Raw genomic sequence first — 16990 nt, forward strand, 5'->3', positions numbered from 1 at the left:
AGCCCGTGGTCACCCGGCTCAAACCGCCTCAGCCCCCGGGTCAGGGCCCGTCGCGCAGGGTGCTGTGTCCTTGACTTCGCTGGGTCTCGCCGGGTGGGAGGCTCCCCCAAGGGAATGGGGTGTCCTTGGGCGCGATGAACATCCCTGGCCGGGGGGATGCGACAGGGGTGTGTAACCGCTCACGCGCCCGCCCGTGGATCCGGCGGATACCGATGCGTGTGCCGTGTAACGCCTGAGAGAGGTCTGCGATGAGCCCCATGGCCTCACCGAACTGGTCGGAAAGAACATGCGAAGAGGGTTCCCAGGCTCCCGTAGGAGAGTGCTGATCCGCGACTCGCCTGCAGGCGGCGAGCAGGCCCGTCACCAGTTTGCGGTATTCGTCGATGTCGGTCTGAGTGAAGTCAGCGCTGATCGGGTGTCGCGTAGTCAACCGATCCCCCTTGATGCGGATGACGGGGCAAGATACGCGTCGCGCTCCTGCACCCCGCGAAACCCGGCGGTCTGAACAGGAAGCCCCTGACGGTCTTGGGGCGACAGCCCCGGTGGGCGGAGCCACCTTGTTACAGCAAGGGCGCAGGTTGATACGTACGACCCGATGCGTGGGGCCATGACGCACATCACGACGACAACGAGTGGAAGGGCGTCGCGCCCATGATCACCGCGCCCGGCAGGAGCAGTCGGTGCCGCTCCCACCGACGCGCAGTACAGACACCTGGCGGCTTGTCACAAAAGGCGCGTCGCAGCACAGCCACGCGGAGTACCCCCGTCTTTGTGTGTCTGGAGTGTGGTTGCCGCTCAACTCGGAGGTGTGCACGACAACGCGTTCGGCCTGGATGGTGCTACGAAGGTCGCCTGGATGTCAACGATCCTTCGTTCCAAGAGTAAGGATCGATCGTTCCTGACATGCTGTGTCTGGCCACTCGACCACTCGAGGCCATAGGGTCTGCCCGTGCTCCGTACACCCCCGATTCCCGGAGGCTGCCAGGTGAGTCACCTCCCCAATGCGTCACAACCCCTGCCTGAAAGAACGCTCAGGGCTCTTGACGAACTCGTCCTGAGCAGGAGCCTTGACCTGAGCAAAGAACTGGACATCCCCGAGCTCGCACGCCGGTCCTCACTTACCACACAGCAGGCTCGGGCCCTGCTGGACGGAAAGACCGTCCGGGAGCCGCGGACGGTCGAAGAGCATGTCCCGAAGCGAATCTCCCAGACCTTCAGAATCCACGTGGAAGCTGCCGGAAGGAACGAGGCCACCGTCCGGAAGAATCTGGCGGCGGCCCTTGGCTGCTCCGACAGGTGGGCCACGGATCTCTGTTCCGGACGCAAGATGCCGAACGTTCCGACCCTGCTCGGGCTGGAGCGGTTCTTCGGAGTCAGCCGCGGCTTCTTCGGCATGACCGCGGCAGAGGCACTCGACCTCACCCTCGCCCCCGAGCTGGACAAGCTGCGCCGGCGTGCCGAGCCGAAGCCCTCCGATCTGCCGGCCACGGCTTCGGACACGCTGGAGGATCTCCTGCAGCGCTTCAGGGGGCTCGACGAGGGTGAGCAATTGCGTGCCCTCATGCAGCAGTTCAAGGTCGACCCCGACTTGATCGCATTCCGTGGAACGAAGCCGTCGCCCCACCAGATGGCGGCGCTGCTGATCCTCGCTCTCAAGGATGACCAATGAGCAAGAGAACACCGAAGCGCTTACTCGATCAGCTCTTACGGGACACCGCGCGCACGCTGACGCCGCCGACGGATCCCAGAGCCGTGCTGAACGCCGTGTGCGCGACGCTCAGTCCTCAGCTCGATCGCCCCGTCCGGCTGAAGTTCGTGACGTTCCCGACAGACATGGGATTATCGGGAGTGACGCTGGCGAAGGATGACGAGTACATCGTCGTGGTGGAGGACACCGCCCCCGATCAGCACAAGTTCGTCATCGCCGGCCACGAACTCGGGCACTGCTACTTCCAGACTCTCGGTGTCCACTACCCCACAGGGCTGAGCGCTGCCGCCCGGCGTCTGCTGGCCCGAAACGACGACGACATCCCTTGGGACGAGGTCGTAGCCATGGCCACCCGGTCGGCTGACGCCACAGACCCCGAGGCCGAGTGGGAAGCGGAACAGTGCGGACTCCGCCTGGCCGCCAAGTTCCACAAGCTCGTCGGCCCACAGGCAGGAACCGGCCACCCCACCCAGGAGACACTGGCAGACCGGCTCTCGTCCTCACTCGGCATCATCGGCGGGCTGTGATGCGCTGGGACATCGCCGGATCCTTCATCGGCTATGTCATCCCAGCACTGCTGCTCTTCGTGGCCTTCGTGATCAAACTCCCGCTCCTCCGGCGTGCCTGGCGCGACCCGATCCTCCGGGCCACTGCCATGCTGCTCGGCATCGGCGCCGCCGTTTTCGTTTCCCTGCCGCCGAACAACCTGCACCGCATCAACGAGATCACCGGTGTACCCAACTTCGCCGGCGTATGGGTCTACTCCCTGCTCAGCGCCTATTGCGGAGCATGCCTCTGGCTCATCATCGTCTGGCGGGAGCCCCCCTCCGCGGCCCGCAGCAGGCGCACCCGCATGGTCTGGGTCGCGTACAGCATCATCATCCTCGGTCTGTGGGTGACCTTCTTCCTCGGCGACCACAGCGTCGAACGCCTTCGAGATCTCGACGTCTACTACGCCAACACCCCGTGGATGGTCGAGCACTCGATGCTCTACCTCGTGGCCCACATGGTGTCGGCTGTCGTTGCCGCTTCCATTCTCTGGGCTTGGTTCAAGGAGCTCGCGAGCAAGAAGTGGCTGCGTCGTGCGGTGATCTGCCTCCAGGTGGCATACGCGCTCGGGCTGATTTTCGACATCGCGAAGATCGCGGCCATCAGCGCACGTTGGAGCGGACGGAACCTCGACTGGCTGTCCACCTACGTGGCTCCGCCCTTTGCCATCACTGAAGCGCTCCTCGTGGCCGTGGGCTTCATCGGCGGCCAGGTCGGCCCCCTCGCAGAGGACCGCTGGGACATGTGGCACACCCATCGGCGTCTGGCACCGCTGTGGGCACTGATGCAGACGGTGAGTGACGCGCCGGCCCCGGCCACCGGACGGGTCAGCGGGACGGAACTCCGACTGGAGCATCGCAAGGCATGCATCAACGACGGTCTGCTCGAGCTGGCACGGCATCTGAGCCGTTCCCGACGCGAACAGGCCTGTCGGGAAGCCCTCGTTGCAGGCTTCCCCGAGGCTGAATCCCGCGCCATCGCCGGCGCCGTCGACATCCTCGTCGCCATCAGCCTCCTGAGGGCGACCTCAGCCTCGGACGTCGCCGCCCCGCCCGGACATGAGGCGCCCGGACATGAGGCGCCCGACCGGCCGGCGAGCGACCATGCGCGACCTGACAGCGAACTGGTCGCCATATCACATGCATTACGGGCCCACTCGGCCACGATCGATACAGTCCGCCGGCAGGCGGCCGCGACAGAAGGTGTCACTTCCCATGTCTGAGAGACCCGGCAATCGCCACCGTACGGCCATAGTCATCGGCGGCAGCACAGCCGGCATGCTCGCCGCCTCAGTGCTCTCGACCCGCTTCGACGAAGTCACCGTCATCGAGAGCGACAGACTTCCAGCAGGCGCCGAGCACCGCAAAGGCCTCCCCCAGGCCCATCACGCCCACCTGCTCTGGTCCGGCGGGGTGGCCGCCCTCGAAGATCTGCTCCCCGACATCACAGCCACCCTCGTGGCCCGAGGCGCCAGGCTCATCAACGTGATGACCGACCTGGTGAGCAAGGCTCCTTCAGGGCAATGGTTTCGCAGATTCGACAACTCCCACCACCACATGATCACCTGCAGTCGCGATCTGCTGGACGCCACCGTTCGTGATCACGTTCTGCCGAAGTCGCACATCACGCTCGTGGAGGGCACCAAAGTCCACGGACTGACCGGCGAGAAGAACCACGTCTCCGGCGTTCGCCTGTCCGCCGACAGCGGTGTGAGCACCCTCGACGCAGACCTCGTCATCGACGCCAGCGGTCGCGGTTCACAGGCCCACCAGTGGCTGCAGGACCTCGGCCACCCGCCGGTCGTCGAGCGGGAGGTGGACGCCGGAGTCGTCTACGCAAGCCGCCTGTACCAGGCGCCCGGCACGACGGCGGAACTGCCCTACCCCATCGTCAACGTCCAGGCCGACCCTCGCACCGCACCAGGCAGGGGCGGCATCATCGTGCCCATCGAAGGGGGACGGTGGATGGTGACCCTCTCCGGCACCCGCGGCGGTGAGCCCACGGCCGATCCAGGCGAATTCCTCGAGTTCGCACTGACCGGTCCGCAGGACCCCATCATCGGCCAGTTGATCCGCGGGGCCTCCCCGATCACCGACCCCATCACCACGCGCAGCACCCGCAACCGGCGTCGCTACTACGAAGACACCCCCGGCTGGCCCGAGGGATTCGCCGTACTCGGTGACGCGATCGCCGGCTACAACCCGGTCTACGGGCACGGGCTGACGGTGGCAGCTCAGTCTGTGATCGCGATGCGGAAAGTACTCGACCGGCACGGCCCGATCTCACACGGCAACGGCCGTCGCATCCAGCAAGCCGTTTCACGGCCTGTGGCAAACGCCTGGAATCTTGCCGTCGGCCAGGATGCCTACTACCCCGGTGCGGCCCCGAACCCTCCCACGGCGATCGAGCGCGCGCTCTCGGCCTACGTCGATCGAGCAGTCGCCGCCGGGGCCGAGAACCCACACGCCCTGCGCGCTTTGCTGGACGTGATGAGCCTCAAGACACCCGCCCCTCGCCTCTTCGCCCCGGACATGCTGTGGAACATGGCCTTCGGGCAGCGGAAGGGCCCTCTGAGCGGGCCTCCCTTGAGCCAGGTGGAACGCGAAGCAGCCGGACTCACGTAGTACACGCCCACCTCGCATCTACCGGTAACACCGCTGGCGCGGCCCTCAGGGCCGCGCTTCAGTGCATCCGAAGGGCAATCCCTCTGGCAAGTCGCTCGGCGCTGTCGCCAGCCGTCGCCAGCCGAGCCGTCGCCGGCCGTCGCCGAACGCCGCCGCCATCTGCGCGCCCACTCGTCATGGACCCACTCGTCATGGACCCACCCGCCATGACCATTCCGACAGTTCCGCGTCCGGTTGCCACTCTTCGATGCCCGGCTTGCAGGCCGGGAACACGCCCGCTACGTTGAATGAACATTCACTCGGAGGTGTGAGATGGGCTGGACCGCAACCGACATCCCCGACCAGCACGGCCGCACGGCCGTCGTCACCGGCGCCAACGGCGGGCTCGGGCTGGTGACCGCGAGGAACCTGGCGGCGAAGGGCGCGCACGTCGTGATGGCCGTGCGCAACCAGGAGAAGGCCGCCACCGCGGTCGAGGCGATCCGGGCAGCCGTCCCGGACGCCTCACTGGAACTGGTCGCGCTCGACCTGTCCTCGCAGGCGTCCGTGAAGGAGGCCGCGGGGGAGATCCTGGCCGCCCACGACAGCCTCGACCTCCTGGTCAACAACGCGGGCGTCATGGCAATCGCTGAGACGCGCACGATCGACGGCTTCGAGATGCAGTTCGGCGTCGACCACCTGGGCCACTGGACACTGACCGCACTCCTGCTGCCCGCGCTGCTGCGCAGGCCCGGATCCCGCATCGTCACTGTGACCAGCACCGCCCACCACATGGGCCGCCCCGTCAACGTGGCCAACCCCCACCTGAAGGGCCGCTACGGGCCCTGGCGTGCCTACGGCCAGGCGAAGCTGGCCAACTTCCACTTCGGGCTCGGGCTGCAGCGCGACCTGGAGCGGGCGGGCGCGCACACCGTCAGCCTGATCGCGCACCCCGGCCTGTCCGACACCGACCTGCAGACGGTCAGCGTGGAGGGCTCCGGCGGCGGCGCCTCCCAGCGGTTCTTCCACGCCATGGCCCGGCACACCGGCATGTCCGCCGACGACGGCGCACTGCCGCAGTTGCGCGCCTCCACCGACCCGGCGGCCAAGGGCGGCGAGTTCTACGGTCCGGTGTTCGTGAACAACGGCGCTCCGGTCCGCAAGCCGATCCTGCGCAGGTTCGGGATGGACCAGGCCGTCGCGAAGCTCTGGGAGGTGTCCGAGCGTGAAACCGGTGTCGCGTTCGACCTGCACACCCCGGCCGGCGCGTGATGGCGGCGCCGACCGACCGGGCGGCCGCCGTCCGCGCAGCCCTGCGCAGCCTGGTGGCACAGAACGGCTTCCACGGCACGTCCATGACCGCGGTCGCCCGCGAGGCCGGCGTGGCCACCGGCACCGCCTACACCCACTACGCCTCCAAGGACGAACTGGTGCTGGCCGCGTACGGCGAGACAAAAGCCGCGCTCGGCCTCGCCGTCACGACGGATCTGGACCCGGATCTCCCTGCCGAAAGGCGGTTCCACGTCCTGTGGCTGGCCTGCTACCGGTATTTGAAGGCGAACCCGGACCACGCGCAGTTCCTCCTGCAGGTGGAGCACTCCCCCTACCGCGGCCCCGCCCACGAAGCCGCCCTCACCAACGAGAACGACCCGCTCCTGGCCCAGGTGGCTCTGCCCGAGATCGCCGCACGGCTGCGCCCGTTTCCCATCGACGTGCTCTACGAGCTCTCCCTCAGCCCGGCCGTCCGCCTCGCCGCCGGCGGCATGGAGCTGACCCAGGCCCAGCTCGATGAGATCGCCGACGCCTGCTGGCGGGCCATCAGCCGACCGGAGTGACCACCGCGAGCACGCCGCCGACCAACGGATCACCCCGGCCTCCTGACGGGGCGGCGGGGAGGAGGCCCCGACGACGCTCCTCGCTGCAACCCCCGTCGCGGGTACGTCAGTACGCGTGACGGTCGGTCTTGAACGCCCAGGCTTCGTATGCCTCGGCGCCGAGTTCGGGGTGGATCTGCTCGATGTGGATCCGGCGCTGGTCGAGGGGCTTCTGGAAGTCCTCGTACTGGAAGGCGTCGTCGAAGCCGATCTCGCGTGTGGCGTGCAGATCGCAGCTGAAGTAGACGTTGTCGATCCGCGACCAGTAGATGGCGCTCATGCACATCGGGCAGGGGGCGCCGCTGATGTAGATCGAGCAGCCCTGGAGCATCCTGGCCCGCTCCGGAACCGGGTCGGGCGATCCTTCGGGGCGCGGCACGTATGCCAGCGTGCTCTCGTTCTGGTGTTCCTGCGGTATCGAGGGCGCCGCGGGGTTCAAGCGCTGTACGGCCTTGCGAATGGTCTCCACTTCGGCGTGCGCGGTGGGGTCGCCGGTGAGCAGCACACGGTTCTGTCCCCGGGCCAGGACTTCGCCGTCCCGGGTGATGACGGCACCGAACGGACCGCCCCAGTCGTTCTCGACGGATTCGGTGGCCAGCTGTACCGCTTCGGCCAGGAACTCCTTGTGACCCATGTCCGACCTCCACTCAGCACTGCAGCGGAAAATGCTGGATGATTTCTTGCTCGTCCCCGCTTGCCCACCCTCGCCACATATCCCCGTTTGTCCGACAACTCCCCTTTGAACTAGACTACTCCGCATGGGTGTCAGTGCAATCCGTGCCCCCGCCGGAGACGGCGCGACCGTGGTGACCTCCCAAATGGTGCGGGAAGGTTGCGAGGACGACTATCAGCGCTGGCAGGAGCGGACCAATCGGGCCGTGCGCGCATTCGACGGATTCGAGGGGACGGAAATGTATCCCCCGGGCGTCGGTGACGAGCGCGCCTGGGTGGTGGTGTTCCGCTTCTCCCGCATCGACAAGCTGACCGCCTGGCTGGACTCCGGCGCGCGCCGGGAACTGCTCGACGAGGGCCGTCCGCTGTTCGACGGGTCGCCGACGCAGGAAGTCCTCGCCGGTGCGGCGCCACCGCCCGCCAAGGAGGAAGCCGTCACGGCGGTCATCTCGCATCATGTGCGACCCGGCCGCGAGGAGGAGTTCGCGCGGTGGCAGGACAAAGTCCTCAAGGCCCAGGGGAAGTTTCCCGGTTTCATGGGCACCGAGTTGTTCAGGCCGGTCGAGGGAATCCAGGAGAACTGGGTCGTCGTCTTCCGCTTCGACACGCGTGAACACCTCGACCAATGGCTCGCGTCCGACGTCCGCGCCGGGCTCCTGGAGGAGGGCGAGGACTACTTCTCCACGTACGACGTGCACAAAGTGGGGTCGGCGTTCAGCGGCTGGTTCCGCTTCGGTGACGGCGCGGACGACGAGGTCCCGCCCAACTGGAAACAGGCCATGTCCGTGGTGCTGGCCCTGTATCCCACCGTCATGGTCCTCAATCTGACGGTCGGTCATGGGCTGGACGACCTCGGACTGCCCGGCTACATCGGCCTGTTCATCGGCAACGTACTGAGCGTTTCCATTCTTACCTGGTTCTTCATGCCCCTGGTGAACCGGGTCCTCGCCTTCTGGCTGGTGCCCCTGCGGGCACAGTCCGTGCGGATCCATGTGGCGGGGGCTGCCCTCGTGGTGCTGTGCTGGGCGCTGTGCATCCTGGTCTTCGGGCTCACGACCGGCTGAGGAGCCGTCATGAGCGCTGAGATCGAAGGGGAATCGTCCGCCGTGCACCTCGGCCATGGGACCGGGGCGCACGGGCACGTACGGCTTGACCCCGAGTTCCGGTCACCCCCCGTGGCCGACGCTCAGGATCCTCTCGTCGAAGAGCCGCTGCAGTGAGCGGCTGGCGCCGTCCAGGTGTGCGCGCATCCGGCGCACCGCCTCGTCGGCGTCCCCGGCCCGCAGCGCCTCCAGTACCTCGCTGTGCTCGGTGACGATGCGCTCCCGCCCCAGGGTGTGCCGGGTCTGCACCATGCACAGGTGCACCTCGCCCTGGATGCCGTGGTAGAGCCGGGTGAGCCGCGGGCTGCCGACGGCCTCCACGAGTGACTGGTGGAAGCGCAGGTCGGACTCCACGAACGTGCTGTGCGGCGCTTCGGGCCCCAGCCGGTCCAGATCCGCTATGGCTCGCTCCGCCGCGGTCACCGGCACCGTTCCGTGCTCGACCAGCACCTTGACCACCTGTGTCTCCAGCGGAATGCGCACGAGGAACAGGTCGGCGACGTCGGCGCTGGTGAGCTGCGGTACATAGGCCGGCTTGTTCGCTTCCCGGTGGAGCAGCCCCTCGTGGACCAGTGCGGTCACCGCGCTGCGGGCGGTGGGCCGTGAGACACCGTACTCGGCCGCGACCTCCGCCTCCGCGAATGTGGTGCCGGACACGAGCCGACCGTCGAGCACCCGGCTGCGCAGGGATGCGGCGAGCGCGTCGACGACAGAGACGGTGGACAGCCGGATTGCGGCGTCCTGAGCCATGAATACCTCCATTGGGGACCCCCCACATAGTCTCACGACGTGTAACAAGACCCATTGACAGACATGAGAGATTGTCTGACAATCGACCAGCCCCGGAGCCAGAGGTGACGGGGGTCACAAGTTGGCAACCGACGAAGCAAGGACGCTTTCATGGCCGATTACCAACAGATCTTCGACCCCGTAGGGGGCTCTCTCGGGTGGAGCGCCGTATGCGCGGCGTTTCCCCTGGTCACGCTCTTCGTCTTGCTCGGCGGGCTGCGCTGGAAGGCGTGGAAGGCATCGCTCGTCTCGCTGGCCGTCGCTCTGGCGGTGGCGGTCCTGGCCTACTCGATGCCTGTCGGGCAGGCCGCCCTCGCGGCGAGTGAGGGCGCGGTGTTCGGTCTCTTCCCGATCGTCTTCATCGTGCTGAACGCACTGTGGATCTACAAGATGACCGAGATCACCGGCTGGGACGCGGTCCTGCGCCGCGCCTTCGGATCACTCTCCGGTGACCAGCGCGTCCAGGCCGTGATCATCGCCTTCTGCTTCGGCGCGCTGCTCGAGGCACTGGCCGGCTTCGGTACCCCGGTCGCGGTCTCATCGGTGATGCTGATGGCCGTGGGGCTGCGCCCGCTGAAGGCCGCTTCCGTTTCCCTGGTCGCCAACACCGCACCCGTGGCCTTCGGCGCCATCGCCATCCCGATCACCACCCTGGGCAAGATCACCGGCCTTGACGCGGCCGACCTCGGCGCGATGGTGGGACGTCAGACCCCGCTGCTCACCCTGTTCGTTCCGCTGATCCTGGTGTTCATGGTGGACGGGCGCCGGGGTGTGCGGCAGACCTGGCCGGTCGCCCTGGTGGGCGGTTTCGCCTTCGCCGCCGCACAGTTCGTCACCGCGAACTACCTGTCGTACGAGATCGCCGACATCGTGGCCGCCTTCACCGGCGCGCTGGCGGTCATGGCGATGCTGCGCGTGTGGCAGCCCTCGGAGGTGCTGGCCGCCCAGCGGACGGCGCCGGTCATTGTCACCGGGTCCGTCGGCGCCCAGGCCTCGGACGCGGTGCTGCGGCGCCGGGAGACCGGTGAGGGCTCCGCACTGAAGGCCTTCGCGCCGTACCTGATCGTGGTCGCTCTCTTCGCCCTGGCCACCTCGGGTCCCATCAAGACATGGCTGGAGGCGCACTCGGGCTGGAAGTTCGCCTGGCCCGGCCTGGACGTGGTCAACGCCAAGGGCGAGCCGCTGTCCTCGCTGGTCTTCAACTTCAACGTCGTCAACGCAGGCGGAACGATCCTTCTCCTGGCCGGGCTGCTCACCGCCGTGCTCTACGGCATCGGCGTCCGCCGCGCGGCCGGGTCCTACGGGAACACCGTGCGGCAGTTCCGCTGGACCATCGTCACCGTCATGGCGGTGCTCGCCCTGGCCTACGTGATGAACCTGTCGGGCCAGACCGTCACCCTCGGCCTGTTCCTGGCACAGGCGGGCGGCGCCTTCGCCCTGCTCTCTCCCATCGCCGGCTGGCTCGGTGTGGCCGTGACCGGCTCCGACACCTCCTCCAACTCCCTGTTCGGCATGCTCCAGGTCACCGCGGCCCAGCAGACCGGCATCTCCCCCTACCTGCTCAGCGCCGCCAACACCACGGGTGGTGTCCTCGGCAAGATGGTCTCCCCGCAGAACCTGGCCATCGCCGCCGCGATCGTCGGCCTGGAGGGCCGCGAGGGCGAGCTGTTCCGCAAGGTGGTCGGCTGGGGCCTCGGCATGCTCGTCGCGGTCTGTGCCCTCGTCTACCTGCAGTCCACCCCGGTCCTCAGCTGGATGGTGGTGCGCTGATGCCGACCGGGACCGAGCTGGCCAAGGACCTCGCGGCCATCGTCGGCGACAGCCACGTCCGGATCGACGACGGCGCGCTCGCCGCCTACGCCCGCGACGCCACCCCGCTGTTCAACGCCCGCCCGCAGGCCGTGGTACTGCCCGGCAGCACCGAGGAGGTGGCGGCCGTGCTGCGGTACGCCACCACCCGCGGCATCCCCGTGGTGCCGCGGGGCGCCGGCTCCAATCTGTGCGCCGGCACCGTCCCGCTGGAAGGAGGCATCGTCCTGGTGCTGACCCGGCTGGACAAGCTGCTGGAGATCAGCTCCGAGGAACTGCTGGCCCGCGCGCAGACCGGTGTCACCACCGCGACGCTCGCGGGCGCCGCGGCCGCCCGGGGACTGCTCTACGCCCCCGACCCGGGCAGTCACACCGTCTCCACGATCGGCGGCAACGTGGCCACCTGCGCCGGCGGCCTGCGGGGACTGAAGTACGGCGTCACCCGCAACTACGTGCTCGGTCTGGAGGCGGTGCTGCCCACCGGTGAGATCATCCGCACCGGCGGCAGACTGTGGAAGGACGTCGCCGGCTACGACCTGACCCGGCTGCTCACCGGCTCCGAGGGCACCCTCGCGGTGATCACCGAGGCCACCGTGGCCCTGCTCCCCGCACCCGCGGACACCGGCACGGGAGTGGCGTACTTCGACTCGCTCGCCGACGCCTCGCGCGCCGTGGCGGCCGTCATCGCGGCCGGGATCGTCCCGGCCACGCTGGAGTTCCTCGACCGCAAGTGCATCGCCGCGGTCGAGGAGTACGCCGGGCTGGGTCTGCGCGGCGACGCGGGCGCGCTGCTGATCTTCGGTGACGACGGCTCGCCTGCCAATGTGTCCGGCAACCTCGCCCGCATCCAGGACGTGTGCATGGAGACGGGTGCCCTCGAGGTCACCCTCGCGGAGAGCGTGGCCCGCGCCGACGCGCTGCTCGCGGCGCGCCGCTGCTCGCTGCCGGCGCTCTCCCGCCTCGGCTCGCTGACGATCCTGGAGGACGCCACCGTGCCGCGGCACCGGATGGCCGAGATGGTGGACCGCATCGACAAGATCGCCGATCGTCACGACCTGAGGATCGCGACCTTCGGCCACGCCGGGGACGGCAATCTGCACCCGACCTGTGTGCTGGACCCGGACGACACCGATGGCGCCGAACGAGCCCACAGGGCGTTCGCGGAGATCTTCGCGGCCGCCATCGCGTTCGACGGCACCATCACCGGCGAGCACGGTGTGGGCGCCGCCAAACTGCCGTACCTCACCGATCGGCTGGGAGCGGACCAGATGGCCCTGCTGCGGCGCATCAAGCAGGCCTTCGACCCGGCAGGCATTCTCAATCCCGGAAAGCTCGGATCATGACCGGACATCCCACCGGCCCGACCGGCCGTACGCCCGCACCCGCGCCCGGGCAGAAGCCTGGCCTCGGGATCTTCGACAAGGACCTGCTGGACCGCTGCATCTCCTGCGGGTTCTGTCTGCCCGCCTGTCCCACGTACGCCCTGACCGGCGAGGAGACCTCCTCCCCACGCGGCCGTATCACCCTGATGCGGGCACTGGAGGCCGGCGACCTCGCCCCCGACGACGCCACACTGGCCGAGGAGTCGTCGTTCTGCCTGGGCTGCCGGGCCTGTGAGACGGTGTGCCCGGCGGGCGTGGAGTACGGGCAGCTGCTGGAGCAGTGGCGTGACCACCAGTGGAGCGGTTCGAACCGGCCGTGGATCGCCCGCGCCCTGATGGCGGTGGTGTCCCGGCCGGGGCTGCTGCGGCTCCAGGGGCTCGTACGCCGGCACGCGCGAGATACGGCGACGGCCGCGCCCGCCCCGTCCGCACCGGAGACCGTCCCGGCGGCGACCTCCGCGCCGACGCGGTCCGCGTCGGCGACGGCCGGTCCCGAGCCCGCGCAGGGGTGCGGGGACGGCGGCTGCTGCCGGCAGCAGGCGGACGGGCCGCAGGTGTCGCTGATGCTCGGTTGCGTGGAGCGCGGCATGTACCCCGGGGTGTCCCGAGCCGCACAGCAGCTCTGCCCCGAGATCACCGTGCCTTCCGAGCAGGGCTGCTGCGGTGCGCTCCACGCGCACAACGGGGACTCCGAGACCGGTGCCGACATGGCCCGCAAGCTCGGAGAACAGCTGCCCGGCACCATCCTCACCACCGCGGGCGGCTGCGCGGCACACCTCGCGCACCACCTGGGCCGGGACCGGGTGCGGGAGCTGAGCGAGTACCTCGACGCCAAGGACCACCAGCCCGTCGGTCAGGTCATGGTGAACGGCCGCCGGGCGCGCGCGGCACTCCAGGACTCATGCCATCTGCGCAACGGTATGGGAGTGACCCGCCCGCCCCGCGAGCTGATCGCCGAGGTCGCCGACTACGTGGAACTGCCCAGCGCCGGAAAGTGCTGCGGCGCGGCGGGCACGTACGCGCTGCTCAGGCCGAAGGACAGCAGAAGGGTGCTCGAACCGAAGCTGCGCGAGGTCGAGGAGGCCGACGTCGACTACGTGGTGACCGTCAACCCCGGCTGCCTGCGGCAGGTGCAGCAGGGCCTGCGCCGCAGCCGTTCCCGGGCGAAGGCGATCCACCTGGCGGAGTTCCTCGCCCTCGCGGCAGGGTCCGTCCCCGACGAGCCGCCCTCCGGCGACCCGGCACAGGAGTGAGGGTCGATGCCCACCGACCATGCCTGCCACGCCGCGGCCGAACAGGCGAGCCAGATCCTGGACCCGCTGCAAAGGGCCCTGCTCACCAGGGCCTCCGCCGACGGCCGACCCCCGTTCGCGGACGCTCCCCCGGACGGCGCGGCCGGGCTCCTGGCCTTCCTCGACGGTCTGTCCGCGGAACTGCACGGCGCCCTGGCGCCGTGGCACACGACCGTCGGGGACCGGATCCGGGACGCCGCCGGCGTCCCGGCGCCGAGAGCGCCGACCGCCGCGCCCGCCCGGCAGCCGTCCGGGTGGGAGGCACTCGGCCTGGTGCGGGTCCGGGCCGACGAGGTACTCACCGCACTGGCGCACGCGCCGGGCGGTGGGCGGGTCGGGATCGCCGGTATGGCCATGCGACTGAACCTGGTGGAGGACGCCCTCGCCGGTGCGCTGAGCCGGGCGGACGTTCAGGCCGAGCAAGCCGCCTACTGCGCGGCCGGGCTGGCTCAGGCCGCGGGATCCCTCTTCGGCCTCCGCCCGGCCCACCGGCACTCCCCTGTGCCACAGCCGTCACCGGACCCGGTGACGCAGGCCTTTCCGCAGATGAGCGACTGGATGAGGGACGGACTGCCCTGAGGCAGCGGGCCGTTCTGAGGCAACTGGCTCCAGGAGGACCGGGTGAGTGCTTCCGTCGATCGGGCTTCTGCGCTGACCTGCTTGCGGCCCTCTTCATGAGAGCCGGTCGATGAGGATCATCGCCACGTCGTCCGTCAGGCGGCCCTCGGTGTGGCGGATCAGTGAATGGTGGAGTTCGTCCAGGAACTCCTGTGGGGAGGTGCCGGCGGGTATCTGCTCCATGGTCTCCGGCAGAGGGAGGAAGGCGTTGTCACGGTTACGGGCTTCGATCACGCCGTCGGTGTAGAGCAGCAGCCGGTCACCGGGCAGGAACGGGAAGCCCTCGGGCTCGGCAGGAGGCCCGTCGACGAGGTCTTCGAAACCGAGCGGCGGCAGCGGCGAGGCCGACATCAGGGCCTGGACCTTGCCATGGTGCAGCACCAGCGGAGGCGGATGGCCGCGGTTGACCAGGTACACCACTTGTTCGTCCGGCACCTGGGCGATGAGCGCGGTGGTGAATCCCTCCAGGAGGACTTCGGGAAGTTCTGCCTGAGAGTAGGTACCCGGTACGGCGGCCTCTCGCCGCAGCGCGGCCCCGCAATGATTCATGACCTCCTGCACTTTGTCCTCGTAGTGAACGGCCTCCCGGAACGCGCCCAATGCCACTGCGACCGCGCGTATGGCGGACAGACCTTTCCCCCGGACGTCCCCCACGATCAGGCGCACGCCGTAGCGCGTCTGCACCGCCTCGTACAGATCGCCGCCTATCTGTGCACCTGTCCCGGCCGCGAGGGCCAGGCTGGCCGCCCGTACCGGGCCCAGGAGCTCGGGGACGGGCCGCAGGACCACCTCCTGAGCCGCAACTGCGATCCGGCGGACCCGGTCGAGCTCGCTCTGCCTGCGCGTGCGCACCGCGTTACTCAGGATGACACTGGCCACAGACACCACGATCAGCCCCAGGAAGTTGCCGATGATCAGCTGGGTCTGGGTTCCCCACGAATGGTTGTAGGTCGCGGAGGCTGCGTTCACACCCCCGGCGAAAGCCGCCGCGGACAGCGTGCCCACCGGGCCCATCGTCATCGCGGCCAGCGCCGGCGTCGTGGTGAGGACGGGACCGGTCACCAGATTGTGTGCGGGCGAGAGCTCGACGCCCAGCACGCCCAGCGCGATCGCGAAGGGCGCACACTGCGCCAGCGTGAAACGGACCTCGCCGCGACCGCCCACTCCTGATCGAGGGGGCACTCCCGGCCGAACGGGCGAGCGAGGATGTGACCTCATGGGAACAGCCTGCCTCGCACAAGCAGCGGCGGCCTCCCGGAAGCCCGGCAGGGTTTACCAGAACTGCCGGAGGTTGAAGCTCCTCAAGGAAATACGGCTCGCAGGCTCGGTCGAACTCCTGGCATAGAGCAGCGGCATCTCCGTCCGGGTCGAGCCGTACGCGACGCTCCAAGCGAGCCACTGGTACGCGTCCCATCCCCGCTCCATCCCTATTCCCACCCCGCCTTTTCGTAAGGTGGTCAGAGCCAGGCGATGGTGGAAAGCGACATCGTAACGAGCCCGGACCTCGAGTGGTTGCCGCTGATGCCGGTCGAACCAGTGGAGCGCCGATACACCGCGTTCGCTGGGATCCTCGGAGTTCTTGTGAACCCTGAGCAGACGGTCCAGTTCGAGCGGCTCGTTCCGCATGAACCGCGCCATCTTTCCCTTTGCCTCCGCGACGGCCGCGTCCAGCGTCCCCCCGCTTCTCCATCGCGGGTCGGCGGGCGCGCCGGACCAGTCCGGGCCGAATACTTCTTCCATATGGCGCTCGACCGAGTCGCTGAGGGGATCGAGCGGCTTAAACCTGAATTCCGTGCCCGAGACGGTGTTGTGCCGCGCCACCGCCGTCCGCATGTCGTCCGCGTGCTGATCGAGAATGCGGAGCAGATACTCCACCCTTCCTCCGGCCGCGTAGTGCGTGAAGACGAGGGAATTCACCGTGCTCGCGGCCCGATCGGTCGCCGTTTGCTGAAATATCTCGACCGTCCGCTTCTTCGCGAGCGAGTTGTCCATCAGCGAACCGACGAATGCCAGCATTCGGCTCAGGCCCGTACCGCTGACGTGCTCGGGAAGAACCGGGTTGCTCACACCGGCCCGGTGCGCACACAGCCCGATCTCCACGTCGAGGGCCGGCCGGTCCTCCAGCAGCACCGAGAGGAAACGCGCGCCTTCCAGGTAGCGGTTCGACTCCGGGTTGAACGTCTCGCCCTGCCGGCTGAAGCGGAAGCCGGCGATCATGGTGGGTACCAGCGCCAGCATGCGCGACACGGTGAGGGCCCTGCGATCGGTCCTCGGGAGCCGATCCAGGAGCTCTCTTGCCTTGATCACCTCCTCTCGCGCGGCGATCTGACCGCTGCAGGCGTAGATCGTCGCGACGATGGCCGCCTCCCATCGTCGAGGCCGCGTGAGTGCCAGCGGATGGATCCCCGCCATCTCGTCAGGGGAGGGAAGCTGCAGGTCGACCGATTCCGTGTCCTTGCGGATGCCGCACAGTTCCGCTATCCCGCGCACGTCGATCTTCGAACCGTTGTAGCAGCTGAGCGCCTGCGACCTCGAGTAGTCCCAGAACGTCATCCGGTCGGCCATCCCTCTGTTCCTCCTGCTCGCCGTCT

The 16990-nt window shown here is 68.5% G+C and carries 15 protein-coding genes; 11 read left to right on the top strand and 4 right to left on the bottom strand.

Annotated features, from left to right (window positions below; genetic code table 11):
- The first annotated feature begins 985 nt into the window (after positions 1 to 985).
- The 6 genes from ACSYGN_RS36140 (at position 986) to ACSYGN_RS36165 (ending at position 6695) form a co-directional block, all read left to right on the top strand.
- Positions 986 to 1669, top strand: coding sequence for a hypothetical protein (locus tag ACSYGN_RS36140; RefSeq protein WP_460404146.1), 684 nt, complete (start codon positions 986 to 988; stop codon positions 1667 to 1669).
- A complete protein-coding gene (locus ACSYGN_RS36145) occupies positions 1666 to 2235 on the top strand; it encodes a hypothetical protein (protein WP_460404148.1) in 570 nt (189 codons plus the stop codon). Before ACSYGN_RS36140 ends, ACSYGN_RS36145 begins: the two co-directional genes overlap by 4 nt.
- Positions 2235 to 3479, top strand: coding sequence for an MAB_1171c family putative transporter (locus ACSYGN_RS36150; protein WP_460405738.1), 1245 nt, complete (start codon positions 2235 to 2237; stop codon positions 3477 to 3479). Before ACSYGN_RS36145 ends, ACSYGN_RS36150 begins: the two co-directional genes overlap by 1 nt.
- Positions 3472 to 4881 carry an FAD-dependent oxidoreductase gene (locus ACSYGN_RS36155; protein WP_460404150.1) on the top strand — a complete coding sequence of 470 codons (1410 nt, stop codon included), beginning with the start codon at positions 3472 to 3474 and terminating at the stop codon, positions 4879 to 4881. Before ACSYGN_RS36150 ends, ACSYGN_RS36155 begins: the two co-directional genes overlap by 8 nt.
- 312 nt (positions 4882 to 5193) lie before the next feature.
- The gene (locus ACSYGN_RS36160) at positions 5194 to 6132 is read left to right on the top strand and encodes an oxidoreductase (protein WP_460404152.1); all 939 of its coding nucleotides are present in this window, start codon (positions 5194 to 5196) and stop codon (positions 6130 to 6132) included.
- Positions 6132 to 6695, top strand: coding sequence for a TetR/AcrR family transcriptional regulator (locus ACSYGN_RS36165; RefSeq protein WP_460404154.1), 564 nt, complete (start codon positions 6132 to 6134; stop codon positions 6693 to 6695). Before ACSYGN_RS36160 ends, ACSYGN_RS36165 begins: the two co-directional genes overlap by 1 nt.
- A 106-nt stretch (positions 6696 to 6801) precedes the next feature.
- Here ACSYGN_RS36165 and ACSYGN_RS36170 read toward each other — a convergent pair whose 3' ends face one another.
- Entirely contained in the window at positions 6802 to 7368 is a 567-nt protein-coding gene (locus ACSYGN_RS36170; protein ID WP_460404156.1) for a nucleoside deaminase, read from the bottom strand.
- Between the two features lie 124 nt (positions 7369 to 7492).
- Here ACSYGN_RS36170 and ACSYGN_RS36175 point away from each other — a divergent pair, with 124 nt between their 5' ends.
- Positions 7493 to 8470, top strand: a complete 978-nt coding sequence (locus ACSYGN_RS36175; protein ID WP_460404158.1) for an antibiotic biosynthesis monooxygenase — start codon at positions 7493 to 7495, stop codon at positions 8468 to 8470.
- A gap of 102 nt (positions 8471 to 8572) precedes the next feature.
- Here ACSYGN_RS36175 and ACSYGN_RS36180 read toward each other — a convergent pair whose 3' ends face one another.
- Positions 8573 to 9259, bottom strand: coding sequence for a GntR family transcriptional regulator (locus ACSYGN_RS36180; RefSeq protein ID WP_460404160.1), 687 nt, complete (start codon positions 9257 to 9259; stop codon positions 8573 to 8575).
- A 150-nt stretch (positions 9260 to 9409) separates the two neighbouring features.
- Here ACSYGN_RS36180 and ACSYGN_RS36185 point away from each other — a divergent pair, with 150 nt between their 5' ends.
- From ACSYGN_RS36185 to ACSYGN_RS36200, 4 genes are read left to right on the top strand one after another with little or no spacing between them, the layout of a single operon-like run.
- On the top strand, positions 9410 to 11068 hold the full coding sequence (locus tag ACSYGN_RS36185; protein WP_460404161.1) for an L-lactate permease: 1659 nt from the start codon (positions 9410 to 9412) through the stop codon (positions 11066 to 11068).
- Positions 11068 to 12450: an FAD-binding oxidoreductase gene (locus tag ACSYGN_RS36190; protein WP_460404163.1), complete on the top strand. Its 1383-nt coding sequence runs from the start codon at positions 11068 to 11070 to the stop codon at positions 12448 to 12450. Before ACSYGN_RS36185 ends, ACSYGN_RS36190 begins: the two co-directional genes overlap by 1 nt.
- A complete protein-coding gene (locus tag ACSYGN_RS36195) occupies positions 12447 to 13742 on the top strand; it encodes a (Fe-S)-binding protein (RefSeq protein WP_460404165.1) in 1296 nt (431 codons plus the stop codon). The genes ACSYGN_RS36190 and ACSYGN_RS36195 overlap by 4 nt, the downstream gene beginning before the upstream one ends.
- Before the next feature lie 6 nt (positions 13743 to 13748).
- Positions 13749 to 14360 (top strand): hypothetical protein, encoded by a 612-nt coding sequence (locus ACSYGN_RS36200; RefSeq protein ID WP_460404167.1) that lies wholly within the window; start codon positions 13749 to 13751, stop codon positions 14358 to 14360.
- 93 nt (positions 14361 to 14453) lie between these two features.
- On the opposite strand, the gene ACSYGN_RS36205 is transcribed toward ACSYGN_RS36200, so the two are convergent.
- On the bottom strand, positions 14454 to 15563 hold the full coding sequence (locus tag ACSYGN_RS36205) for a PP2C family protein-serine/threonine phosphatase (RefSeq protein ID WP_460404169.1): 1110 nt from the start codon (positions 15561 to 15563) through the stop codon (positions 14454 to 14456).
- A 108-nt stretch (positions 15564 to 15671) separates the two neighbouring features.
- Complete coding sequence (locus ACSYGN_RS36210) at positions 15672 to 16964, bottom strand: hypothetical protein (RefSeq protein ID WP_460404171.1); 1293 nt, start codon at positions 16962 to 16964, stop codon at positions 15672 to 15674.
- Positions 16965 to 16990: the final 26 nt, after the last annotated feature.

This window comes from Streptomyces sp. YIM S03343, from assembly GCF_054729195.1.